We start from the raw sequence: 22,263 nt of genomic DNA, 5'->3' as shown, positions 1-22,263 counted from the left end.
CGGGTCCTATCGTGGGGCCCATGCGCGCCGACCCCATCGATCGACCGGCCGACCTCGACGCCGTCCGCGCGTCTTATGACCGGGTGGCCGACGACTACGTCCGACTGGTGGTGGACACGGGAATCGGCGACCCCCGGTATCAGCCGTGGCTGAAGGCCGCACTCGACGCGTTCGCCGAATCGGTGGCGGGCATCGGTCCCGTGCTCGACGTCGGCTGTGGACCCGGGACCGTCACCGCCTATCTCGCCGAGCGCGGACTCGACGTGACCGGCGTGGACCTCTCGCCGCGCATGATCGACAACGCGCGTCGCCTGCACCCGTCCTGCCGTTTCGAGGTCGGCTCGGCGACCGACCTGGATCTCGCCGACGCATCGCTGGGCGGTGTTCTGGGGTGGTGGTCGTTGTTCATCCTCCCGCGGCACGTTCTCCCTCAGGTGCTGGCCTCATTCGCCCGCGCATTGATGCCGGGCGGCTGCTTCATCACCGGCACCCACACGGGCGAGAAGGACGTGCGACGCACTGTGGCCTACGGCGGTCCGGTCGAGTGGACGACCCATCAGTGGTCGCCGGAGAAGTACGTCGGATTGATCGAGCAGGCCGGCCTGCGCCCGGTCGCCGAGCTCCGGCTGCCCGCCGACGAACACGTCGGGCCCGGTCTGGTCGTCATGGCCGTACGGGACTGAGGGTCACTCGATGTCGAGACGACTCCTCATCCGGGTGGCCCGCGGCTACGGACGGTTCCTCGGTGTCGTGCTGTCACTCGCCCATCGAGTCGGAGGTCAACGTCTGCCCGCGGGACCAGGGCCGACCGCAGGGGTGCTCGTGGCCGCGCACGTCGCACTCGTGACGATCTGGTTCGGACCCCTCGGGCTCGCGATCGCGGTGATGGCGGGCCTGGGTGCCGGGATCGTTGCCGGCCTCCGCATCCGGCACCGCCCGCTGTCCGACGAGGAACGTCGAGCCGCCGAGCGTGTGTTCGGGCCTGCCGAGTGGTTCGATGACGTGATCCTCACCGACCTCTCCGGACGCGGGGGACGTGCCTTCACGCTGCCCGCGGTGGACGGCCTGGTCTTCTGTCACCTCGGCGCGATGTTCGACGCGCCGCTGGGGCCCGGGCCCGCGGCTTATCCGGTGCCCGGCCAGCTGCTGATCCACGAGCTCGTGCACGTCCGGCAGATCGTCGACGCCGGGTCGTCGGCGTCGTTCCTGGCCGACGCGCTCGCGGTTCAAGCGCGGCACGAACTCGGCGAGAACGTCTACCGCCTCCGCGGGCCGGGTGATGCTCACCACGAATGGGCCGATCACAACCTCGAACGCCAGGCGACGATCGTCGACCGCTGGTACGGCGGTCAGAGCTCACCGTCGCGCCGGCCGATGGATCCTGACAGTCCTTTTGCGCCCGTGATCGCGCAGGTCCGGGCACCGATTCCGGCCAGGGGAAACGGGCGGCGAGATCGGGCCGGACGAAGCCTCGACGCGCCGGGTCCGGGGGTGTAAGAGTGGAGAAGGTAATGCCATGTCGCAGTGTGTTCGGGCCCCAGCGCACACGACCTGTTCACCTGCAGGTCGCGCGGAGGATCCGTTTTTTGACCTGTGCAAACCCGATCGGTAGAGTGGATCGTCGGTGCCCGGCCAATGCTGGGCCAGTCCGCATGCCCGGCCAATGGCTCTCGAGTCGGCCCCGAGATCGAGTGAACTCGGGGCAGGGCGGCACAGCGGCCTGACAGGCGAATCCGCTGTCGAGTGTATGACACGCCCGACCCCGGGGTAGCGAAAATGTACTGACCAGTGCGTATGCGCTGGTGGGGCGAGTTGTGGAAGCGCGCCGGAAGTCGGTCTGGAGACCGGTTTCCACGAGCTTGCCCGGAGCACCAACCACAACGGACAACAAAGAGGAATGAACACCTAGTGCCAACCATCAATCAGCTGGTCCGCAAGGGCCGTCATGACAAGGCTGCGAAGACCAAGACCGCGGCCCTCAAGGGAAGCCCGCAGCGTCGCGGCGTGTGCACCCGCGTGTACACCACCACCCCCAAGAAGCCGAACTCCGCGCTGCGCAAGGTCGCCCGTGTGCGTCTGACCAGCTCGGTGGAGGTCACCGCCTACATCCCCGGCGAAGGCCACAACCTGCAGGAGCACTCGATGGTGCTCGTCCGCGGCGGTCGTGTGAAGGACCTCCCGGGTGTGCGCTACAAGATCATCCGCGGCTCGCTCGACACCCAGGGTGTCAAGGACCGCAAGCAGGCCCGTAGCCGCTACGGCGCGAAGAAGGGGAACTGATAAGTCATGCCACGTAAAGGACCCGCACCCAAGCGCCCGCTGATCAACGACCCGGTCTACGGTTCGCCGCTGGTCACCCAGCTGGTCAACAAGATCCTGCTGGACGGCAAGAAGTCGACCGCCGAGCGCATCGTCTACGGCGCGCTCGAGCAGGCCCGCGAGAAGACCGGCACCGATCCGGTCGTCACCCTCAAGCGTGCGCTCGACAACGTCAAGCCCACCCTCGAGGTGAAGAGCCGCCGCGTCGGTGGCGCCACCTACCAGGTGCCGATCGAGGTCAAGCCGGGTCGCGCCAACACCCTGGCGCTCCGCTGGCTCGTGACCTTCAGCCGTCAGCGTCGCGAGAAGACGATGGTCGAGCGCCTGGCCAACGAGCTGCTCGACGCGTCCAACGGCCTCGGTGCTTCGGTGAAGCGCCGCGAGGACACCCACAAGATGGCCGAGGCCAACCGGGCGTTCGCGCACTACCGCTGGTGATCACTGTCGGCCGCGGTGGCCCTTTCCGGGTCGCCGCGGCCGGACCCACCTCAGACCCAACAGCTCTAGCGAAAATGCGAGGCGAATAAGTGGCACAGGAAGTGCTCAGCGACCTGAACAAGGTGCGCAACATCGGCATCATGGCCCACATCGATGCCGGCAAGACCACCACGACCGAGCGAATCCTCTTCTACACCGGTGTGAACTACAAGATCGGTGAAACCCACGACGGTGCCTCGACCACCGACTGGATGGAGCAGGAGAAGGAGCGTGGTATCACCATCACCTCCGCGGCCGTGACCTGTTTCTGGAACAAGAACCAGATCAACATCATCGACACCCCCGGCCACGTCGACTTCACCGTCGAGGTGGAGCGCAGCCTCCGCGTCCTCGACGGCGCGGTCGCCGTGTTCGACGGCAAGGAAGGCGTCGAGCCGCAGTCCGAGCAGGTGTGGCGTCAGGCCGAGAAGTACGAAGTCCCCCGTATCTGCTTCGTCAACAAGATGGACAAGCTGGGCGCGGACTTCTACTTCACCGTTCAGACCATCAAGGACCGTCTCGGCGCCAAGCCGCTGGTCCTGCAGCTCCCGATCGGTGCCGAGGACAACTTCGACGGCGTCGTCGACCTCATCGAGCAGAAGGCCATCACCTGGCGCGGCGTCGTGCCGACCGGTGCCGAGCCGACGATCGAGGAGATCCCGGCCGACCTGGTCGAGAAGGCTGCGGAGTACCGCGAGCAACTGCTCGAGACGGTCGCCGAGTCCGACGAAGCCCTCATGGAGAAGTACTTCGGCGGCGAAGAGCTCACCGTCGAGGAGATCAAGGCTGCGATCCGCAAGCTGACCGTCTCCCGTGAGCTCTACCCGGTTCTCTGTGGCTCGGCCTTCAAGAACAAGGGTGTCCAGCCGATGCTGGACGCGGTCATCGACTACCTGCCGTCCCCGCTGGACGTGCCGTCGGTCGAGGGCCACGCCGTGGGCGACGAGGAGGAGATCCTCTCGCGCAAGCCGTCCGCCGACGAGCCGTTCTCGGCTCTCGCGTTCAAGATCGCGGCCCACCCCTTCTTCGGCAAGCTCACCTTCGTGCGTGTGTACTCCGGCAGGATCAACGCCGGCACCCAGGTGCTCAACGCCACCAAGGGCAAGAAGGAGCGCATCGGCAAGCTGTTCCAGATGCATGCCAACAAGGAGAACCCGGTCGAGGACGCCACCGCGGGTCACATCTACGCGATGATCGGCCTCAAGGACACCACCACCGGTGACACCCTGTGTGATGCGGCAGCGCCCATCGTGCTCGAGTCCATGAGCTTCCCGGACCCGGTCATCAACGTCTCGATCGAGCCGAAGACCAAGTCCGACCAGGAGAAGCTCGGCACCGCGATCCAGAAGCTCGCCGAAGAGGACCCGACCTTCTCGGTCCAGCTCGACGAGGAGACCGGCCAGACCGTCATCGGCGGTATGGGCGAGCTCCACCTCGACATCCTGGTCGACCGCATGAAGCGCGAGTTCAAGGTCGAGGCCAACGTCGGCAAGCCGCAGGTGGCGTACCGCGAGACCATCCGCAAGACGGTCGAGAAGCACGAGTACACCCACAAGAAGCAGACCGGTGGTTCGGGTCAGTTCGCGAAGGTCATCATCAAGCTCGAGCCCCTCGTGGATGCCGAGGACGGTGCGACCTACGAGTTCGCCAACGCCGTCACCGGTGGTCGAGTCCCGCGCGAGTACATCCCTTCGGTGGATGCCGGTGCCCAGGACGCCATGCAGTACGGTGTCCTCGCCGGTTACCCGCTGGTCAACCTGAAGGTCACCCTGCTCGACGGTCAGTACCACGACGTCGACTCGTCGGAAATGGCCTTCAAGATCGCCGGCTCGCAGGCCCTCAAGGAAGCTGCGAAGATGGCCGGCCCGGTCATCCTGGAGCCGATCATGGCCGTCGAGGTCACGACTCCCGAGGACTACATGGGCGACGTCATCGGCGACCTGAACTCCCGCCGTGGCCAGATCCAGGCCATGGAGGAGCGCAGTGGTGCACGTGTCGTGAAGGCACAGGTGCCGCTGTCGGAGATGTTCGGCTACATCGGAGACCTTCGGTCGAAGACCCAGGGCCGGGCAAACTACTCCATGGTGTTCGACTCGTACGCGGAAGTTCCCGCGAACGTGTCGAAGGAAATCATCGCGAAGGCCACCGGAGAGTAATTCCCCGGTCGCCCTGGCGACACGCGCTGGCCGACAAGCGGGCGCACCAACGTAAATGAAAACCCCTGCTGGGATCCGCCCAGTAGAGCAACAACAGTCCAGGAGGACAATCAAGTGGCGAAGGCGAAGTTCGAGCGGACCAAGCCGCACGTGAACATCGGCACCATCGGTCACGTCGACCACGGCAAGACCACCCTGACCGCGGCCATCACCAAGGTGCTGCACGACAAGTACCCGGAACTCAACAAGAGCTTCGCGTTCGACCAGATCGACAAGGCTCCTGAGGAGAAGGCTCGCGGTATCACGATCAACATCTCGCATGTTGAGTACGAGACCGAGAAGCGTCACTACGCTCACGTCGACGCTCCGGGTCACGCCGACTACATCAAGAACATGATCACCGGTGCGGCTCAGATGGACGGCGCGATCCTCGTGGTTGCCGCCACCGACGGTCCGATGCCGCAGACCCGCGAGCACGTGCTGCTGGCCCGCCAGGTCGGTGTGCCCTACATCCTCGTCGCCCTGAACAAGGCCGACATGGTCGACGACGAAGAGATCATCGAGCTCGTCGAGATGGAGGTCCGCGAACTGCTGGCCGCCCAGGACTTCGACGAGGAAGCACCGGTCGTCAAGGTCTCGGCGCTCAAGGCGCTCGAGGGTGACGCCGAGTGGGCCAAGTCGATCGAAGAGCTCATGGCTGCTGTCGACGAGTCGATCCCGGATCCGGTTCGCGAGACCGACAAGCCGTTCCTCATGCCCGTCGAGGACGTCTTCACCATCACCGGCCGCGGCACCGTGGTCACCGGTCGTGTGGAGCGCGGCGAGGTCAACGTGAACGAGGAAGTCGAGATCGTCGGCATCCGCGAGAAGAGCACCAAGACCACCGTCACCGGTATCGAGATGTTCCACAAGCTCCTCGATTCCGCACAGGCAGGCGACAACGCCGGTCTGCTGCTCCGCGGCCTCAAGCGTGAGGACGTCGAGCGCGGTCAGGTCATCGTGAAGCCGGGCACCACGACCCCGCACACCGAGTTCGAGGGCCAGGCGTACATCCTGTCCAAGGACGAGGGCGGCCGTCACACCCCGTTCTTCAACAACTACCGTCCGCAGTTCTACTTCCGTACCACGGACGTGACCGGCGTCGTGACCCTCCCCGAGGGCACCGAGATGGTCATGCCGGGCGACAACACCGAGATGAGCGTCAAGCTCATCCAGCCGGTCGCCATGGACGAGGGCCTGCGCTTCGCCATCCGCGAGGGTGGCCGCACCGTTGGTGCGGGTCGAGTCACCAAGATCACCAAGTGATCTTGCTTTGACACACTGACTCTCTGAGTCGACGAAGGCGCCCCAGCCGCGAAAGCGGTTGGGGCGCCTTTGTCGTCACGCGACCGTGAGCGGATCGTCGACGAACTCTGACGAGACGAGAAAAGCCCGCCGGCGCTCGACTGCACGCAGTCGAGCGCCGGCGGGCTTTTCGGAAATGTCCTACTGCGTGTTCGTGTAGAGATCTCCGTACTCGCCCCGCATGTTCTTCTTGTCCAGCTTGCCGACGCTGGTGCGCGGCAACCGGTCGACCCGGATGATCGTGTCGGGGAGCTGCCATTTGGCGAAGCGGTCGACGAGCAGCGCGTGCACCTCGTCGATGTCGATGTCTTCGCCGTCGGTCGTGGCCACCAGCACGACCGGTCGTTCCTGCCACTTCGGGTGTTCGACGCCGATGACGGCTGCCTCGGCCACGCGCGGATGAGCGACGATGGCGTTCTCCATGTCGATCGAGGAGATCCACTCACCTCCGCTCTTGACGACGTCCTTGAGACGGTCGGTGAGCTTCATGTAACCGTTCTCGTCGATCACGCCGACGTCGCCGCTGCGCCAGTAGCCGTCGAGGAACTTGTCGGCGTCGTCGTCGAGGTTGTGGTAGCGCTCGGTGATCCAGGGACCGCGGAAGAGCAGTTCACCCTGGCTGACCCCGTCGTGCGGCAGGTCGTTGCCGTCGGCGTCGACGACGCGTACATCGACGCCGTTGAGCGGAAGTCCCTGGGAGCGCTTCAGATCCCACTTCTCTTCGTCGGAAATCCTGCCCTGCAGGGTGTACTTGAGGCCGCGGTTGATGGTCACCATCGGGGTGGTCTCGGTGGCGCCGTAGGCGTGGATGATGTCGGCGCCCGTCAGGTCGGCGAAGCCGCGCATCAGAGACAGGGCGGGTTCGGTTGCGCCACAGAGGAGTCGGGCGCGACTGAAGTCGGGCTTCTCGTCGAGTGTGGTGATGTAGTCGAGCATCGGCTGGAAGATCGCCGGTGCTCCGTTGGCGATGGTCACGCCTTCGTCGATCATCGTGTCGACGAGCATCGCGGTGTCGTCGGCCTGGTATCGCCCGGGCAGAACGACTTTGGCGGCACTGAAGATCGCCGACTGGGGAAGTCCCCAGCACGAGGAGTGGAATATCGGGGTGATCAGCATGACCGCGTCCGATGCATCCATGCCGAGGTTGGCGGCCTCGGCCAGCGTGTGCAGGTATATCCCGCGATGCGAGTAGTAGACGCCTTTGGGCCGACCGGTGGTGCCGGTGGTGTAACACGCACTGTAGGAGGAGTTCTCCTCGATCACCGGCCAGTCGAAGGACGGTTCGGCGGCGGCCATCAGGTCCTCGAAGAACACGACGTCGGGCAGGCTGGTGGAGATCTCGGCGGACGGGCGATCCGTCATGATTACCCACTGGCGGACACCGGGTGCGTGTGGGGCGATGGCCTCGGCGACCGGGAGCAGCGACTCGTCGACGAGCACCACAGATGCCTCGGAGTGCGAGGTCACGAAGCCGAGATCCTCCGGGGCGAGTCGCAGATTCATCTGCAGCATGACCGCACCGGTACCCGGGATGGCCCAGTACAGCTCGAAGTGACGTCTGCTGTTCCAGTCGAGGACGCCGACGACGTCGGCCGGCTTCACACCGAGGCCGGTCAGCACGTTGGCGGCGCGCTGGGTGCGGGCATAGCACTCGGCGTAGGTGTAGCGATCCCAGGAACCGTCGGCGGCGCGGGAGACGATCTCCTGCTCCGGGTAGGTGCGAGCGCTGTGGCGGATCAGCGTGGTGGTGTTGAGCTGGTAGGAGTCGCCGTGCGTCGAGGGCAGGCCCCGGACGATCTCGGTGGTCATGACGGTCCCTTCGGATTCGTTGGTCGATCGTGCTGTCCTGAGGATCACGACCAGACAGCCGATACAACTGTACAGTTGACGATTCTGATGTATGGAAACCCATCTCTTTGTACAATCGACGTCGGCCTGCGGGAGGTACACAGTCATGTCAGATCCACGCGCGAGTCCTGGTGATCTCACCGCGAAGGCGAAGATTCGCAACGCGGCACTCGACCTGTACGCCGATCAGGGGGAGGGGCGTGTCTCGATGCGCGCTGTCGCCGCGGCGGCCGGGGTGACGGTGGGGCTGGTCCAGCATCATTTCAAGACCAAAGAGGGCCTGCGCAATGCGGTCGAGCAGCTCATCGTCGACTACCACGCCCAGGCCATCGCGTCGGCGCCCACCGACGGCACCCCCGGTGAGGTGATAGCCGAACGGGACCGGGCGGTTCAACGGATGCTTCTCGAACACCCGCCGGTGGTCGACTACCTCCGACGCGCCGTGCTCGATCCGGCGGGTGAGCACGGGGCACTGATCGGACGTCTCACGGAACTGACCAGGTCGGAGGTCACCAAATCGCGCGAGAGCGGGCTGGCATCCACCGACCGGTCCGAGGCCGTGCAGGTGGTTCGGGTGATGGTGCGCCAGCTCGGTGGCCTGTTCCTGCAGCCGATGGTCGACGCGATCTGGGCGGGCGCGGGTGGGCTCGACACCGCCGACTCGGAGAAACCCTCCCTGAGCGTGTCCATCGTCGAGCGGTAGTCCGGGTGGCCCACGATGGCCGCGGTACGGGTGGGAACGGCATGGTGTGACGCGGCGCGCACCGCGGCCGGCCGTAGGCTGATTTTCATGCGCGTGCTGAAGCGGCGGGCCGAGCCGGCCCTCGCGGTCCGGGTGGCCGGCGAACCCGACAGGGGGTTGCCGGTGGTACTCGTCCACGGGATGGCGTCGGACCATTCGACATGGCGTCCCCTCGCATCGGCGTTGCGCCGGCAGGGTCGACCGGTCGTGAGCGTCGACCTCCGCGGACACGGCCGCAGCGGTCGCCCGCAGAGCGCCTACCGGCTCGACGACTTCCGGGACGACCTCGTCTACGTGCTCGACGTCCTCGGCATCCACCGGGCAGACGTGGTCGGGCATTCGCTCGGTGCGCACACCGCGCTCCGTCTGGCGATGCACGAGCCGTCGCGGGCGCGGCGTCTGGTCCTCGAGGAGGTACCGCCCATGCCCCGCGACGAGGCCGACCTCTCCGAGGGCATCACCATGAAGGCGACCCTCGGCGAACAGGTCCGCGGACTCCTCGCCCTGGTGGGAAACCCCTTCCCGGTCATCCGGTTCGACGGCCGGATGGGCGACGAGATCGTCGCCGAGTTCGATGTCTGTGCACCACAGTGGTGGTCGGAACTGCCGCGCGTGAGCGCCTCGACGATGGTCATCTCCGGCGGGGAACGCAGCTTCCTGCCGCCTCGTCACCTGCGGACGGTCAGCGAGGCCCTGCCGGATTCACGGTTCGTCACCATCGATGCCGGACACAGCGTGCACCGCGACCGACGTGCGGAGTTCATTCGGCACGTCGAGGAGTTCCTGGGACCCACCGTTCCCTGAGGTGCGCGCGAAGCGAGCCTCGACGGGCCTGGGTCGCTAGGCCGGCTTGTTGTGCAGCGGCCGCGGGTCGACGCCCACCTTCGTCCACGCCTCGTACGCCCACGGGACGTAGAGGTATTTCAGCGGTAGTCGGTTGACCAGCGGGTTGATGGCGCGCATGAAAGCCGCGAAGCGCTGGAAGTTCTTCTCCTTCTTGTCGTTCCACTCCAGGTCGCAGACGTCACGCATCTGTTGGGGGAGTGTCCCCACGATGACCGTGCGGATGAACGCGTTGAGCGGAGCCGACAGAACCGTCCACACCGGGCCCGGGACCTTCTTGGGGCGAGGCAGCCCCTGACGGATGTAGCCGGTGGCATAGACGATCGTCTTGTGGGGGACGAAGCGGTCGAGCATGTCCTCCCAATACGCGAGGAACTCCTCGTAGGTCTGGGGCTGACCACGGTCGCTGACACCGTAGAGCTGGTACCAGACCTTGCTCTCCTCGAAGATCTGCACCTTCTCGGCGTAGCTGAGCCGGCGGATGAACGTGTCGGTGATGTAGAGGACCTGGTCGACGAAGGTCGCGTGCGCCCAGTAGAACAGCTCCGGGTTGAGCGCGTGATAGCGCGAGCCGTCGCTGATGGTGCCCTTGATGTCGCGGTGGAACTCACGGACCGTCCGGCCCCACTTCTCGGGTTCGGTGCTGTAGACGGTCTTCATCACGGGCGGCCCGGTCCGCTTGGCGCGACCGAGGAAGTCGCTGAAGATCACCGAGTGGTCGAGGACGGCCTGCCCGAGTTGCTCGATGCAGTTCTCGGTGCCGGCCAGCCGCTGGAAGCCGAGGATGCCCCGGGAATCGCCGTAGAACTTCCACACGAGTGAATCGGCCCCGAGCCGAGGCCGCACGATCTCGCCGGCGGTGTCCGGGGTGTCGTCGACGATCATCGGCTCCGCCTCGCGGATACCGGCATCGAATCCCTGGTTGACTGACATGAGGGCGAGGGTAGTGCACTTGGAACAAAGTGGGAAGGTTGTTCCATCGAATTCACACAACCCTCGTTCAAAGTCGACGCGAGTGACCCAGGAGGATGTGATGCCCGGCGGCGTGAACGGTGAGTGGGAGCTCCCGGATGTGGAGGATCTGCTCGCGACGGCCGTGGTGGTTCGTCTCCCCATGCGAACCCGGTTCCGTGGGCTGACCGCCCGCGAGACGATGGTCTTCGCCGGGCCGGCGGGCTGGGGCGAGTTCGGTCCCTTCGTCGAGTACGGCGACGTCGAGGCGTCCGCGTGGCTGCGGGCCGGCATCGAGGCCGCCTACCTCGGTCCGCGCCCCGCGGTGCGGGACACGGTGCCGGTCAACGCGACCGTGCCCGCGATCCCGGCCGAGGACGTTGCCGAACTGCTGAAGCGGTATCCGGGCGCGGGGACGGCGAAGGTGAAGGTCGCCGAACCGGGCCAGACCCTCGACGACGACGTCGCGCGGGTCGCCGCGACACGTGAGGTGATCGGGCGGGTGCGCGTCGACGCCAACGGTGGCTGGTCGGTGGACGAGGCGATCACCGCTCTCCGTGCGATCGGGGACGTCGAGTACGCCGAACAGCCGTGCCGCACGGTCGACGAGCTGGCGCAGGTGCGGCGTTCGGTGGACGTGCCGATCGCCGCCGACGAGTCGATTCGCAAGGCCGACGATCCGTTGCGCGTGGTCGCCGCGGAGGCCGCGGACGTCGCCGTGGTGAAGGTGGCGCCGCTCGGTGGGATGCGGGCGACGCTCGAACTCGCCGACACCCTCGGGCTCGACGTCGTCGTGTCGAGCGCCCTCGACAGCGCGATCGGCATGGCGGCCGGCGTGGCCGCGGCCGCGGCACTGCCTCGTCTCGACCTCGCCTGCGGCCTCGGCACCGGTTCGCTCTTCACGGCGGACGTCGCGCCGTCGTTCCTGATGCGGGACGGCGTCGTCGAACCGCGGTGGTTCGGTGCCGGGTTCGACGTCGACGTCGTGAGTCATGCTGCGCCGGAGGACCGTCAACAGTGGTGGCGGCATCGGCTTCGACGCTGTCATCGGCTGCTCGTCGAGGGCTGAGCTCTCGCCGGCCGATCGGAGGCGAGTTAGGAACGCTTTTCCCGGATTGTCTCAACATGGTCTAGTATGCGATGTGGATCACATTCTGCACGACTCGACTGGATGGGAGACGGTCATGGCGTCGGTACTCGCGACCCCTCCCGCGGGGAGCGGCTTGCAGGCCGTGCCGTGTTCGGGTCGTAACAGCATCCTCGAGATCATGTCGATGCGGCGCGACCCGTTCGCCTTCGCCGACCGCCGCCGCGCCCGGTTCGGCAACGTGTCGGGACTCGATGCCTTCGGCGTGCGGATGGTGGTGACGGGAGACCCCCGCGCCGCGCAGGAGATCCTGATGAACAAGGACCGGGCGTTCGCCAATGGTCCGGCGTGGAGCTACTTCATCGGTCCCTTCTTCAACCGCGGCGTCATGCTCCTCGACTTCGACGAGCACCGTCACCACCGGCACATCCTGCAGCAGGCGTTCAGCACCTCCGCGCTCAAGGGCTACATGCAGGAGATGCAGCCCATGATCGCCGAGCGCGTCGGGGAGTTCCCGGTCGGCTCGGTGAGACTGTTCGAACAGTTCAAGGCGCTCACGCTCGACGTCGCGCTCGAGGTCTTCCTCGGCCTGAACCTTCCCAGGGACGAGGCCGACCGGATCAACAAGGCGTTCATCGACACCGTCCGTGCAGGTGTCGCCTACGTGCGCAAACCCGTTCCGGGCGGTCGCTGGTGGAAGGGGCTGCGCTCGCGCAAGGTCCTCGAGGAGTTCTTCTACGCCAACATCGCGGCGAAGCGGGCACGGGAGACACCGGATCTCTTCTCGGTTCTCTGTCACGCGGAGAGCGATGAGGGAGATCGCTTCTCCGACGAGGACGTGGTCAACCACATGATCTTCGTGCTCATGGCCGCGCACGACACGTCGACGATCACGATGACCCAGATGGCCTACCACATGGCCAAGGCGCCCGAGTGGCAGGAACGTGCCCGGTCGGAGTCGCTCGAACTCGGACCCGAACTCGGATACGACAGCCTCGGGAGCATGACTGCGCTGGACCTGGTGATGAAGGAGTCGCTGCGGCTCTGTCCGCCGGTGCCGGCCCAGCCCCGCATGGCCATCAAGGACACCTCGGTCCAGGGTTTTCACATCCCCGAGGGCACCATCGTCACGACTTCCTCCTTGTCCGGCCAGCGGGACCCGGAGTTCTTCACCAATCCCGACATGTTCGACCCGGAGAGGTTCGGTCCGGAGCGCGCGGAGGACAAGTCGCACCGGTTCGCCTGGATGCCATTTGGTGGTGGCGTTCACAAATGTATCGGCCTGTATTTTGGCCAGATGGAGATCAAGACGATCATGCATCACCTGCTGCGTGGTTACGAATGGTCGGTGCCGGCCGACTACACGATGCCGATGGACTACAGCGCGCTGCCCGTGCCCAAGGACAAGTTCCCCGTGACCCTTCGGCGCAGGTGATCGAGTGTCGGACAATCTCGTGAAGGAGACCGTGAAGAGCGTCATGAAGGGAAAGGGCGCCCGCACGTCCACCCGGAAGGTGCGCAACACCGCGAGCCCGGCCGACCAGGAGGCGGCGATCCTCGCAGCCGCGGCGTCGGAGTTCGCCGAGGTCGGTGTGCGCCGCGCCAACATCGACGAGGTCGCAGCGCGTGCCGGCGTCAGCCGCAGCACCCTGTACCGCCGCTTCCCGAACAAGGAGGCGCTCCTCTATGCCGTGGCCAACGATGCCTACGAACGCGGCATGCAGAAACTCGAGGCCTCGGTCAAGGGGATGGGACCCAAGGAAGCGCTCGTCGAGGCGTTCGCGGTCGGTGCCGAGCTCGTCATGTCCGACCCGCTGTTGAGCCGGATCGTCCTCACCGACTCCGAGATCAAGAGCGTCACCGCGAAGATGACGTCGCTGTTCATCGACATGGTCACCGACCGGGTTGCGGCCACGCTGCGCGAGGAGGGCGCCCAGATGCCGGTCGAGGATCTGCTCGAGGCGGTCGAGATCCATATGCGCCTGGTGATCTCGCTCCTCGAGACGCCGCCGTCGGATCCGGCCCGCACCGAACCGCAGCGGGTTCGCGACTTCGCGGCGAAGTTCCTCGCCCCGATGATCTGGTGACCGGAGCCCGACGCACTACGGCGACGACCTCATGCGCGGCGGCCGTGCGCGCCGCCCACTGTCGAGACCAATCAACAACAATCACCCGAGGGGGAACCAATGAGCCTGCGTGACAAACTGTCTCGGAAGCCCGACCACGATGCCGTCCGAGCAGCGCTGTAGGACAAGGTGGTGGTCATCACCGGCGGCGCGCGCGGTATCGGATTCGAGACCGCGACCCAGCTGTTCCGGGCGGGCGCGAAGGTGGCCATCGGCGATGTCGACGGCGAGGCGGTCGGCAAGGCCGCGGCCGATCTCGGCATCGAGGGCGTCGAGGTCGATGTCACCAGGCGGGAGTCCTTCGACGCTTTCCTCTCCGAGGTCGAGAGCCGGCTCGGACCGATCGACGTCCTGGTCAGCAACGCCGGGATCATGCCGGTGGGTCCCTTCCTGTCCTACGACGACACGATCATCCGGCGGACCTTCGACATCGATGTCCTCGGCGTCATCATCGGCTGCCAGGAAGCAGCTCGACGGATGGCCCCGCGACGCACCGGCCACATCGTCAACATCGCGTCGACGGCCGGCCGCATCCCGACCCCGGGTCTGACCATCTACAACGGCGCCAAGGCCGCGGTGATCGAGTTCTCCGAGGCGCTGGGCGCCGAGCTCGAGCCGGAGGGTGTCACCGTCAGCGCCGTCCTCCCGACCTTCACCCGGACCGCGCTGATCTCCGGACTCCAGACCAACAAGTTCATCCAGACCGTGTCGCCGGAAGAAGTGGCGGCCATCGTCGTGGAGACGATCGCCCGCCCGGTGACGGGCGTGTACGCCCCGCGGTCGATGCGCTGGGCGGACTCGAGTCCCCTGTTCCCACAGGCGATGAAGCGGTTCAGCCGGAAGCTCACCAAGTTGGACTCGATCTTCCTGAGCCCCGACCAGGAGGCGCGCGCCGCCTACTCGAGCCGAATCCGCGGTGAGAAGGTCGAGAACAAAGCGGACACCCGCCTGTCGTCGTAGAGGAGAGCCCGGCTTTGAGCGAGGGGTCGCGGCCCGGTGCGGCGGAAATCGCGTCCGCACGCAGCACTCGGCGTGAACTGCGTGAGGCGCTCGACGAGTTGCATGCCATGGAGGTCGACGCGGGCCTGCGACGCCCGGTGCCGCGTCGCCGATGGATTCTGGCGATTCTGGTGACGGTCGTCGCGGTCGTCGGCGCCGGGATCGCGGTCGTGGCCTGGTCCGACGCGCGGAACGCCTACACCGACGACGACTTCGAGCGGGCGGCGGCCGAACGTGTCGCCGTGCTGATCGCGCCGGACCATCGCGATCCGGGCCGGGCGCGCAAGATCCTCGCGGGCGCCACCGGCACCTTCTACGACGAGTTCGCCCAGTCCGCGGACAGCTACAGCGCTTTCGTGCAGGCCAATGGTTCGGTGTCCGAGTCCTCGGTCGACGGCACGGGTGTCTCTGCCCGGGAGGGCGGCAGCGCAACGGTTCTCGTCGCGGCGACCGTCCTGTTCGACGCCGATGACGGGACCGGTCCGGGGCAGGCACGCCGATTCCGGCTACGGGTACTGGTCACCCCAGACGACGGCTCGCTGAAACTCGGGGCGGTGCAATACCTTCCATGACCTCATCGGGTTACATCTCGGCGCGGGCCGGCGCTCTCCGAATTCTGGCGGCGGCGCTGGTGCTCGCGGTTGCGCTGGTCGCCGCAGGGTCCGCGTGGCGTGCCCACGCCGCGGGAGACGAGCTGCAGCACAGCCGTGAGCAGCTCCGCAACCGTGCGGGAACGATCGTGGCCGACGTCTTCTCGGTCGATTCGTCTCGGTGGCAACAGGATCGGGCGCGGGCCCGGGAGCTGGTCGCCCGCCAGTTTCTCGACAGCTACGGAGCACAGCTCACCCGGCCACCGGAGCCGGGGACGATCTCAGTCGTGTGGCGGCCCGAGATCGTCAGCGTGGTCGACGCCGACGCCGTCGAAGGGCAGGCCCTGATGCGGGTGGCGGTGACCGTACGGTCCGGTGTTCGTGCCGGATCCGAACCTGATGCGGCGACGGTCCGGCGATCGGTGCTGGCTCGCTTCGTCCGTGCCGATGATTCGTGGCTGCTCGCCGCGGCCGATGTGATCGGGTGAGACGGTGACGCAGGCAGACGACTCGACCTCCGCCCGCGTGCGGCTTGCCCGCAGCCGGGTCGACGAGGCGACGCGGAGTGCGCGCACGGCCCGGATCGCCGCCGCTCCCGCGCTCCGCGAGCGTGCCGTGCGACGGACGCGCCGCCTACGAGCGGGTCTTCTGGCCGTGGCGGCGATCGTCGCGATCCTCGTCGTCGCGGGTGTTGTCCTGGGATGGCAGATCCGCGGGCAGCGGGCGGAAGTCGATCTGCAGGGCGAAGTGCTGGATTCGGCGCGTGCTGCGGTCACGGCCATGCTGACCGCCGACCCGGCCGAGGCCGGTGCCTATGTGGACGGAGTACTCGCGGTGAGCACCGGCTCGCAGCGGGATCGCATCGACAAGGCCCGTGACGCTCTCGTCACCGAAGTGCGCAGGCAGGCCGGACGCAGTGTCGGACAGGTGGTCTCGGCCGGCCTGGTGACCGATCCGGCGTCGGACGACACCGGCACCACCGTGGACGTGCTCGTCGTCGCCGACGCCACGAACCCGCTGTTGCTGGGGTCGGAGGGGGCGGCGGCTCCGGCCGCCGTCGACGCGACCGCCCAACGCATCACGGCGCTGATCACCATGGAACTCACCGGTGACGGCTGGAAGATCGCCGAGGCGCGTCTGTCGTGACCGAACTCCTGGAACCGCGCCCGACACGCCGGCAACGCCATCGCATCGCTGCCCTGACCGTCGTCACCGTCGTGGCACTCGTTGTCGCGCTGATCGCCGGGATCGCGGTGTTGCGGTCCGACCTACAGCCCAGCGAGGATGAGCGTGCCGCGATCCTGTCCGCGGCGGGCGGCGCGGTCGGTGCGCTGATGACATTCGGACCGGATGACCCACCCGACCAGCGGCGGCGCACGGATGCGCTGCTTGCCGACCCGTTGCGTCTCGAATACCGCAATCGGGGCGCCGACGTCGTCCTTCCCGGAGCGCGGGCCGCGGCGATCTCGATGGTCGGACGGGTCGTGGGCGCCGGTCTGGACGACAGCGCCGACGAACGCGCGCGGGTCCTCGTGTTCATCGATCAGACGCTGTCTGTCGCAGACGGACAAAAACCTATAGGCTTTAGGGAGCCTGCCGATGCGGACGGTGAGACAACCCCTACCGCGAGGTGGGCACTTATGCGTAAGGTCGACGGGAATTGGCTGTTGTCCGACCTGCAACCGGTCGGAGACGTAACCCGCTGAGGCACTGTCCTCGGAATGTCATCGGGCATTCCGAGTTGAACGGTGTCCGCGGTGAGAGAGGACGAAGATGAGTGGATCAGGCGCGGGCGTCGTGGTCGTCGGGGCGGGCCTGGGCGGGATCAGGGTGGCGGAGAGCCTCCGCAACAACGGGTTCACCGATCCGATCACCCTGGTAGGTGCCGAGGATCATCCGCCCTACGACCGTCCACCGCTGTCGAAGTCTGTCCTGCTCGGCAAAGACGATCGGGTCGACCTCAAAACCGCGGAGTTCTACGGCGAATCCGGCATCACCCTTCGCCTGGGTTCCGCGGTGACCTCGGTGTCGCCGGCGGAGAAGACCGTCACGCTGGCATCCGGTGACGCCCTCGCCTACGACACGCTGGTCCTGGCCACGGGGCTGGACCCGCGACCGTTCCCGGGTCTTGCCGACGCCGTGGCCGGCGTGCACATGATCCGGACCTACGACGACGCGGTGGCGTTGCGCGGCGAGATCGATACCGCCTCGACCGCTGTGGTGATCGGTGCCGGGTTCATCGGCTGCGAGGTGGCCGCGAGCCTCACCTCCCGCGGGTTGAGCGTCAGCCTGGTCGAGCCCGCTCCCACTCCGCTCGCGGTCGCTCTCGGCGAGGAGATCGGCACGCTGGTCTCACGCCTCCACACCGACAACGGGGTCGACCTGCGCACCGGGGTCGGTGTCGCCGAAATCGTCGTCGCCGAGGACCCGACCGGACCGAAGGTCACCGCGGTCAAGCTCGACGACGGCACCGAACTACCGGCGGACATCGTGGTCGTCGGTATCGGGTCGACGCCGGTGACCGGTTATCTCGACGGTTCCGGGATCGAACTCGCACCCCGCGAAGTGGGTGGCGGAATCGCCTGCGATGCAACCGGTCACACCAGCGCCGAGAATGTCTACGCGCTCGGTGACGTCGCCAACTGGCGAGACCAGGACGGCACCCCGCACCGTGTCGAGCACTGGAACCACACGGTCGAACAGGCCTCCGTCGTGGCTCACCAGATCGCCGGTGGCGACGCCGTCACCGCCGGGGTCTCGTACTTCTGGAGTGACCAGTTCGACCTGAAGATCCAGGTGCTCGGTTCCCCGCGCGCCGACGACACCGTGCACGTCGTCGACGACGACGGCAAGAAGTTCGTGGCTTACTACAGCCGCGATGGCATCCTCACCGGCGTCGTCGGTGCGGGCAAGGTCGGTGCCGTCATGAAGACCCGATCGAAACTCCAGACACCGACGCCCATTGCCGACCTGCTGTAGCACCGATGGGCGCCGAGTTGAACGCCGCTTCGGTACGCGCGGCGGCGGCCGAGATCGCCGATCCCCAGTGTGCGGTCGACCTGGCGCGGTTCTTCCAGGTCCGACCCGGCGGCTACGGGGAGGGTGACGAGTTCCTCGGCCTGCGCGTGCCCCAGCAACGGGCGATAGCCAAACGCTTCCGTGGCATCGGCGCCGATGAGATTGTCGCGCTTTTGGACTCGCCGGTTCACGAGCATCGGCTCATCGCCTTGTTCCTGCTGCGCGGCGACTTCGAACGGGCCCTACGGCCGCGGTCGGTCCCGGACTGGGACGAGGCTGCGAGGTGGGTTGGGCTGTACCTCGACGCGGTCCGTCGGGGACGGGTGAACAACTGGGATCTCGTGGACTCGTCCGCCGATTCCGTCCTCGGCGAATACTGCCGCCGGCGGGGCGACATCGACGTCATCCTCGCCCACGCCGCCGACGGCGACCTCTGGCGGCGGCGCGTGGGGATCATCGCGACCTTCGCCCACATCAAACACGCTGACGCATCCGCGCTTCTGTCCGTGGCGCCACTCGTCCAGAACGACCGGCGGGACCTCATCCAGAAGGCCTTCGGGTGGATGCTTCGCGAGACCGGCAAGCGCGTCGACGAGCAGACGCTTTTGGCGTACCTCGAGGAGAACGCCGCCCGAATGGGCCGCACCGCACTGAGCTACGCGATCGAGCACCGAACGCCCGAGGAGCGCGCGCATTTCCGGGCGCTGAGATGAGAGACCGCGGCGCTCTCGCTCCCTGAGGTGCGAGGAGCGAGGCGCGGCGTTCTCGCTCCCTGATCCGAAAGAACCAGGGAACCGCTCGCTGCGCTCGAGAAACAAGGACGGATTACATCGCCCGTCCCCACTCGCGGCAAGCCGCTGGAGAACTCATCCCCGTGAGCGCCCTCGGAGGGCATATTGCCCTCCGAAGCCGCTCAGGTGGACGCGAAATTTCGGACCGTTCGACCCGCTGTGGGGCATTCATCGCCTGCCACCCCGAACACGACGTCATTCAACGGGCAAACGCCCGTTCCTTCGACCTCCACGACGGCGACAAGCCGACCGAGGGTACTGAGGTGTGGGAGCGCAAGCCGCCGGGCCGAGCGAGCGACGGGAGCGCAGCGAAGTCGACGAGCCTCGAAGGCCCGGTGGGACAACGTCGCCCACCCGACACGGGTCGACTTCTACCCCGACCGACAGACTTGACGTCTGTCGGTCGAGATGAGGTTCGTCGGTCAGGCGCTCGACATGCCCCCTGATACGCCCTCCGGCCCGATGCGGCGAAGCGATGTCGCCCGCGACATCAATCCGTCCGGGCGACATCGGCCGAGCTCGCCCAAACGAAGCGTTGTCGCGCGCGACAACAGTTCGGGGCAACGCGACTTCTTTCGATCTCCACGACGGTCGGCCCGCCGACCGCGGGCACTGAGGTGCGAGGAGCGAGGCGCGGCGTTCTCGCTCCCTGAGGTGCGAGGAGCGATAGCGACGAGCCTCGAAGGGCCGATGAGACGCGGTGGGAACGTAGGAGACTCAGCCCTCGCGCGCCACGCGTATCGCCGCCCAGATCATCGGGAACTGAAACGGCAGGCGCGCCAGTGCGGCGACCCGGTAGGGCAGCGGTTTGTCCCACCAGAGCCGCACCATGTTGAGGTTCGCGGGGTAGACGGCGAGGAACAGCAGCGCCGCCAGCGCACCGGAGAGGCGGCGGGTCCGTGGCACGAGAAGTCCGGCGCCCAAGCCGATCTCGGCAACCCCGGACAGATACGTCAGTGTTCGCGGGTCGCCGGGGATCTCCTCCGGGATGATCTCGTCGAACGGCTTGGGTGCCACGAAGTGGAGTGCCCCGATGCCGAGGAGCATCACGGCCATTCCGCGGGCGAGCTGCGCCGGACTGAATCGGGAGCGGTCACGCCGGGAACTGAGGATGGTGGTCACGTCGGTGCTCCCCTTCGATGGTCGGAACTGCGGGTCAGAACTCGATCTTGAGTGAATCCGAGGTCGGAAGGGCCTGGCAACCCAGGATGTATCCATCCTCGATGTCCTCGGGGTCGAGCGCGCCGGCGTTGTCCATGTCGACGGTGCCCTCGGTGAGAGTGCATGCGCACGAACCGCATTCGCCCTCCTGGCAGGAGTACGGGGCGTCGAGCCCGGCTGCCAGCATGATGTCGACCAGGGTGCGCTTGCGCGGCCAGCTCAGAGTGTGGGTCTCGCCGTCGAGCTCGACTTCGACGGTGGCCGCGGAAGCCTGGTCCTCCTCGCTGACCTCCTCGAGTTCGACGTCGGCGAACGGGTCGCCGGACAGCGAGTTGTAGACCTCGGTGTGGACGTTGTGGTGCGGAAAGTTCGCCTGCGCCAAGGCTTTGTGGACGGCGTCCATGAACGGTCCGGGACCGCACATGTAGGCGGTGTGGGTGGTCGAGTACGGCGCGAACACCGATGTCAGGGCTGCCGCGGTGGGCAGCCCCTGCAGGGTCTCGAGCCAGTGGACGACGGTGAGGCGGTCGGCGTGCGCGTGGAGCAGGTCGCGCAGCTCGGCGGCGAAGATCACGTCGTCCTCGCTGCGATTGGCGTAGAAGAAGACGATCGGCGCGTCGCTCTTCTTCAACGCCGCCTTGAGGATCGACATCACCGGTGTCACGCCGCTGCCGGCGGCGATGAGCAGTAGCGGGTCGTCGTAGGACTTCGGCGTGAAGACCCCGGACGGGGGCAGCACCTCGACCTGCGAACCGGGGGAGAGGTTGTCGCACACCCAGTTGGACCCGTAGCCGTCGACGGTGCGCTTCACGGTCACCTTGGGACGGGCGTCGGTGTACGGCGACGATGCCAGGGAGTAGCAGCGGGCCACCGACCCGGTCTGCTCACTCGGGATGCGGAGCGTGAGGAACTGCCCCGGCTTGTAGTCGGTGAAGGCGGCCGACGACGTCTCGGGGACCTCGAAGGCGATGGATTTGGCATCGGACGTCTCATCGATCACCTCGGCCACCGTGAGGATCACGCTGCGTGAGCCATGAGGGGTCAGGTCAGACATGTAGCAGCTCTCCGACGTCGAGGACCGGGTCGAACCGGACCGAATTAGAACACGTTCTACTTCAGGATAGCCCAATCAGTGGGTGTCCCACGAGGCCATGCCGTCGCCAGCGTAGTCGCCGCGCCGATCATGCCGTGCGGGCCAGCGATGCCACGCCGTTCGCGACGATGCGCGCGCCGTCGGCGATCAGTGCCTCGAGGTCGGCGTCGGGGTCCGACAGCCACTGCTCGTAGGCGGCGAGCGCTGCGCCCAGGCACAACCACCCGATGGTCTGAGGGAGGTGATCGGTGTCGTCCAGGCCGAGACGGGTCGCGCAGAACTCGGCGATGACGTGCCGCCAGTCGGCGTACATGATCATCGAATGCGCCTGGAGCGCGGGAACTCCCAGCAACAGGGACATGCGCCTGCGGTGGTTGTCGAGTTCCTCCGGCGGCACCCGGTTGAAGGCGACCAGTGCTTCAACGAGGGCGTCGGCCATGGGAGTGTCAGCGGGGATCTGTGCGAGAAGTCCGCGCAATTCGCCGAGGTGGTCGTCGAACTCCCCCCAGGGGATCTCGTTCTTCGACGAGTAGTACCGGAACAACGTGCGACGTGCGATGCCGGCGGCCTCGGCGATGTCGTCGACGCTGGTCTCCTCGAAGCCCCGTGTGGTGAACAGGCCGATCGCGAGCGCACTGATCCGGGCCCGCGACGAGATCGGTCGTCGTCCGGGCGCGGGGCGCTGCGGCCTGGTGTCCTGTTGCTGCGTCGTCATCGA

23 protein-coding genes are annotated in these 22,263 nt (G+C 66.8%); 18 read left to right on the top strand and 5 right to left on the bottom strand.

All coding sequences use genetic code 11. The annotated features are described in order from the left end of the window. The first annotated feature begins 20 nt into the window (after nucleotides 1–20). From GOAMI_RS02070 to tuf, 6 genes are all read left to right on the top strand, one after another. Complete coding sequence (locus GOAMI_RS02070; protein WP_006434723.1) at nucleotides 21–683, top strand: class I SAM-dependent methyltransferase; 663 nt, start codon at nucleotides 21–23, stop codon at nucleotides 681–683. 10 nt (nucleotides 684–693) lie between these two features. Beyond that, nucleotides 694–1,497 carry a hypothetical protein gene (locus tag GOAMI_RS02065; RefSeq protein WP_006434722.1) on the top strand — a complete coding sequence of 268 codons (804 nt, stop codon included), beginning with the start codon at nucleotides 694–696 and terminating at the stop codon, nucleotides 1,495–1,497. 411 nt (nucleotides 1,498–1,908) lie between these two features. Beyond that, complete coding sequence (rpsL, locus tag GOAMI_RS02060; RefSeq protein ID WP_004020596.1) at nucleotides 1,909–2,280, top strand: 30S ribosomal protein S12; 372 nt, start codon at nucleotides 1,909–1,911, stop codon at nucleotides 2,278–2,280. Between the two features lie 6 nt (nucleotides 2,281–2,286). Continuing rightward, a complete protein-coding gene (rpsG, locus tag GOAMI_RS02055; RefSeq protein WP_006434721.1) occupies nucleotides 2,287–2,757 on the top strand; it encodes a 30S ribosomal protein S7 in 471 nt (156 codons plus the stop codon). A gap of 89 nt (nucleotides 2,758–2,846) precedes the next feature. Then, nucleotides 2,847–4,952 (top strand): elongation factor G, encoded by a 2,106-nt coding sequence (gene fusA, locus GOAMI_RS02050; protein WP_006434720.1) that lies wholly within the window; start codon nucleotides 2,847–2,849, stop codon nucleotides 4,950–4,952. A gap of 114 nt (nucleotides 4,953–5,066) precedes the next feature. Continuing rightward, the gene (tuf, locus tag GOAMI_RS02045) at nucleotides 5,067–6,257 is read left to right on the top strand and encodes an elongation factor Tu (RefSeq protein ID WP_006434719.1); all 1,191 of its coding nucleotides are present in this window, start codon (nucleotides 5,067–5,069) and stop codon (nucleotides 6,255–6,257) included. 180 nt (nucleotides 6,258–6,437) lie between these two features. Here the strand turns inward: tuf and GOAMI_RS02040 are convergent, their stop codons facing one another. Next, the gene (locus GOAMI_RS02040) at nucleotides 6,438–8,105 is read right to left on the bottom strand and encodes a long-chain-fatty-acid--CoA ligase (RefSeq protein ID WP_006434718.1); all 1,668 of its coding nucleotides are present in this window, start codon (nucleotides 8,103–8,105) and stop codon (nucleotides 6,438–6,440) included. A 145-nt stretch (nucleotides 8,106–8,250) separates the two neighbouring features. Between GOAMI_RS02040 and GOAMI_RS02035 the strand changes: the two genes are divergently transcribed. Both GOAMI_RS02035 and GOAMI_RS02030 read left to right on the top strand, forming a co-directional pair. After that, nucleotides 8,251–8,847, top strand: a complete 597-nt coding sequence (locus GOAMI_RS02035; RefSeq protein WP_006434717.1) for a TetR/AcrR family transcriptional regulator — start codon at nucleotides 8,251–8,253, stop codon at nucleotides 8,845–8,847. Between the two features lie 87 nt (nucleotides 8,848–8,934). Continuing rightward, nucleotides 8,935–9,690 (top strand): alpha/beta fold hydrolase, encoded by a 756-nt coding sequence (locus GOAMI_RS02030; protein WP_040004507.1) that lies wholly within the window; start codon nucleotides 8,935–8,937, stop codon nucleotides 9,688–9,690. A 36-nt stretch (nucleotides 9,691–9,726) separates the two neighbouring features. Here GOAMI_RS02030 and GOAMI_RS02025 read toward each other — a convergent pair whose 3' ends face one another. Continuing rightward, on the bottom strand, nucleotides 9,727–10,662 hold the full coding sequence (locus GOAMI_RS02025) for an oxygenase MpaB family protein (RefSeq protein WP_006434715.1): 936 nt from the start codon (nucleotides 10,660–10,662) through the stop codon (nucleotides 9,727–9,729). A 100-nt stretch (nucleotides 10,663–10,762) separates the two neighbouring features. Between GOAMI_RS02025 and GOAMI_RS02020 the strand changes: the two genes are divergently transcribed. The 10 genes from GOAMI_RS02020 (at nucleotide 10,763) to GOAMI_RS01975 (ending at nucleotide 19,213) form a co-directional block, all read left to right on the top strand. Beyond that, nucleotides 10,763–11,749 (top strand): o-succinylbenzoate synthase, encoded by a 987-nt coding sequence (locus GOAMI_RS02020; RefSeq protein WP_006434714.1) that lies wholly within the window; start codon nucleotides 10,763–10,765, stop codon nucleotides 11,747–11,749. 115 nt (nucleotides 11,750–11,864) lie between these two features. Further along, on the top strand, nucleotides 11,865–13,202 hold the full coding sequence (locus GOAMI_RS02015) for a cytochrome P450 (protein ID WP_006434713.1): 1,338 nt from the start codon (nucleotides 11,865–11,867) through the stop codon (nucleotides 13,200–13,202). Between the two features lie 4 nt (nucleotides 13,203–13,206). Further along, entirely contained in the window at nucleotides 13,207–13,854 is a 648-nt protein-coding gene (locus GOAMI_RS02010) for a TetR/AcrR family transcriptional regulator (protein ID WP_006434712.1), read from the top strand. 168 nt (nucleotides 13,855–14,022) lie between these two features. After that, entirely contained in the window at nucleotides 14,023–14,853 is an 831-nt protein-coding gene (locus GOAMI_RS02005; RefSeq protein ID WP_006434711.1) for an SDR family oxidoreductase, read from the top strand. 14 nt (nucleotides 14,854–14,867) lie between these two features. Beyond that, on the top strand, nucleotides 14,868–15,464 hold the full coding sequence (locus GOAMI_RS02000) for an Rv1363c family protein (RefSeq protein ID WP_006434710.1): 597 nt from the start codon (nucleotides 14,868–14,870) through the stop codon (nucleotides 15,462–15,464). Next, nucleotides 15,461–15,970 carry a hypothetical protein gene (locus tag GOAMI_RS01995; RefSeq protein WP_006434709.1) on the top strand — a complete coding sequence of 170 codons (510 nt, stop codon included), beginning with the start codon at nucleotides 15,461–15,463 and terminating at the stop codon, nucleotides 15,968–15,970. Before GOAMI_RS02000 ends, GOAMI_RS01995 begins: the two co-directional genes overlap by 4 nt. Nucleotides 15,971–15,974: 4 nt before the next feature. Continuing rightward, nucleotides 15,975–16,628 carry a hypothetical protein gene (locus tag GOAMI_RS01990; RefSeq protein WP_006434708.1) on the top strand — a complete coding sequence of 218 codons (654 nt, stop codon included), beginning with the start codon at nucleotides 15,975–15,977 and terminating at the stop codon, nucleotides 16,626–16,628. After that, nucleotides 16,625–17,188 (top strand): hypothetical protein, encoded by a 564-nt coding sequence (locus GOAMI_RS01985; protein ID WP_006434707.1) that lies wholly within the window; start codon nucleotides 16,625–16,627, stop codon nucleotides 17,186–17,188. The genes GOAMI_RS01990 and GOAMI_RS01985 overlap by 4 nt, the downstream gene beginning before the upstream one ends. Nucleotides 17,189–17,255: 67 nt before the next feature. Then, nucleotides 17,256–18,461 carry an NAD(P)/FAD-dependent oxidoreductase gene (locus GOAMI_RS01980; protein WP_006434706.1) on the top strand — a complete coding sequence of 402 codons (1,206 nt, stop codon included), beginning with the start codon at nucleotides 17,256–17,258 and terminating at the stop codon, nucleotides 18,459–18,461. A 5-nt stretch (nucleotides 18,462–18,466) separates the two neighbouring features. Continuing rightward, on the top strand, nucleotides 18,467–19,213 hold the full coding sequence (locus GOAMI_RS01975; RefSeq protein ID WP_006434705.1) for a DNA alkylation repair protein: 747 nt from the start codon (nucleotides 18,467–18,469) through the stop codon (nucleotides 19,211–19,213). A 795-nt stretch (nucleotides 19,214–20,008) separates the two neighbouring features. Here GOAMI_RS01975 and GOAMI_RS01970 read toward each other — a convergent pair. The 3 genes from GOAMI_RS01970 to mftR form a co-directional block, all read right to left on the bottom strand. Further along, the gene (locus GOAMI_RS01970) at nucleotides 20,009–20,347 is read right to left on the bottom strand and encodes a DoxX family protein (protein WP_051349556.1); all 339 of its coding nucleotides are present in this window, start codon (nucleotides 20,345–20,347) and stop codon (nucleotides 20,009–20,011) included. Nucleotides 20,348–20,447: 100 nt separating this feature from the next. Further along, complete coding sequence (locus GOAMI_RS01965; RefSeq protein WP_006434703.1) at nucleotides 20,448–21,506, bottom strand: ferredoxin--NADP reductase; 1,059 nt, start codon at nucleotides 21,504–21,506, stop codon at nucleotides 20,448–20,450. 127 nt (nucleotides 21,507–21,633) lie between these two features. Then, nucleotides 21,634–22,260: a mycofactocin system transcriptional regulator MftR gene (mftR, locus tag GOAMI_RS01960; RefSeq protein ID WP_024497669.1), complete on the bottom strand. Its 627-nt coding sequence runs from the start codon at nucleotides 22,258–22,260 to the stop codon at nucleotides 21,634–21,636. Nucleotides 22,261–22,263 lie beyond the last annotated feature (3 nt).

The sequence above is a fragment of the Gordonia amicalis NBRC 100051 = JCM 11271 genome (genome assembly GCF_000332995.1).
In the GTDB taxonomy this organism is placed as follows: domain Bacteria; phylum Actinomycetota; class Actinomycetes; order Mycobacteriales; family Mycobacteriaceae; genus Gordonia; species Gordonia amicalis.
Note: the sequence above shows the minus strand (reverse complement) of the source record. Positions and strands in the feature narration are given on the sequence as shown.

What these genes read in the sequence shown, in the direction of transcription:
- GOAMI_RS02020 (WP_006434714.1), top strand. Translation starts at nt 10,763, where the DNA reads ATGCCCGGCGGCGTGAACGGTGAGTGGGAGCTCCCGGATGTGGAGGAT.
- GOAMI_RS02025 (WP_006434715.1), bottom strand. Translation starts at nt 10,662, where the DNA reads ATGTCAGTCAACCAGGGATTCGATGCCGGTATCCGCGAGGCGGAGCCG.
- GOAMI_RS02030 (WP_040004507.1), top strand. Translation starts at nt 8,935, where the DNA reads ATGCGCGTGCTGAAGCGGCGGGCCGAGCCGGCCCTCGCGGTCCGGGTG.
- GOAMI_RS02040 (WP_006434718.1), bottom strand. Translation starts at nt 8,105, where the DNA reads ATGACCACCGAGATCGTCCGGGGCCTGCCCTCGACGCACGGCGACTCC.
- GOAMI_RS01970 (WP_051349556.1), bottom strand. Translation starts at nt 20,347, where the DNA reads ATGGCCGTGATGCTCCTCGGCATCGGGGCACTCCACTTCGTGGCACCC.
- GOAMI_RS02035 (WP_006434717.1), top strand. Translation starts at nt 8,251, where the DNA reads ATGTCAGATCCACGCGCGAGTCCTGGTGATCTCACCGCGAAGGCGAAG.
- GOAMI_RS01975 (WP_006434705.1), top strand. Translation starts at nt 18,467, where the DNA reads ATGGGCGCCGAGTTGAACGCCGCTTCGGTACGCGCGGCGGCGGCCGAG.
- GOAMI_RS01980 (WP_006434706.1), top strand. Translation starts at nt 17,256, where the DNA reads ATGAGTGGATCAGGCGCGGGCGTCGTGGTCGTCGGGGCGGGCCTGGGC.
- GOAMI_RS01995 (WP_006434709.1), top strand. Translation starts at nt 15,461, where the DNA reads ATGACCTCATCGGGTTACATCTCGGCGCGGGCCGGCGCTCTCCGAATT.
- GOAMI_RS01965 (WP_006434703.1), bottom strand. Translation starts at nt 21,506, where the DNA reads ATGTCTGACCTGACCCCTCATGGCTCACGCAGCGTGATCCTCACGGTG.
- mftR (WP_024497669.1), bottom strand. Translation starts at nt 22,260, where the DNA reads ATGACGACGCAGCAACAGGACACCAGGCCGCAGCGCCCCGCGCCCGGA.
- rpsG (WP_006434721.1), top strand. Translation starts at nt 2,287, where the DNA reads ATGCCACGTAAAGGACCCGCACCCAAGCGCCCGCTGATCAACGACCCG.
- GOAMI_RS02015 (WP_006434713.1), top strand. Translation starts at nt 11,865, where the DNA reads ATGGCGTCGGTACTCGCGACCCCTCCCGCGGGGAGCGGCTTGCAGGCC.
- GOAMI_RS02065 (WP_006434722.1), top strand. Translation starts at nt 694, where the DNA reads ATGTCGAGACGACTCCTCATCCGGGTGGCCCGCGGCTACGGACGGTTC.
- GOAMI_RS02070 (WP_006434723.1), top strand. Translation starts at nt 21, where the DNA reads ATGCGCGCCGACCCCATCGATCGACCGGCCGACCTCGACGCCGTCCGC.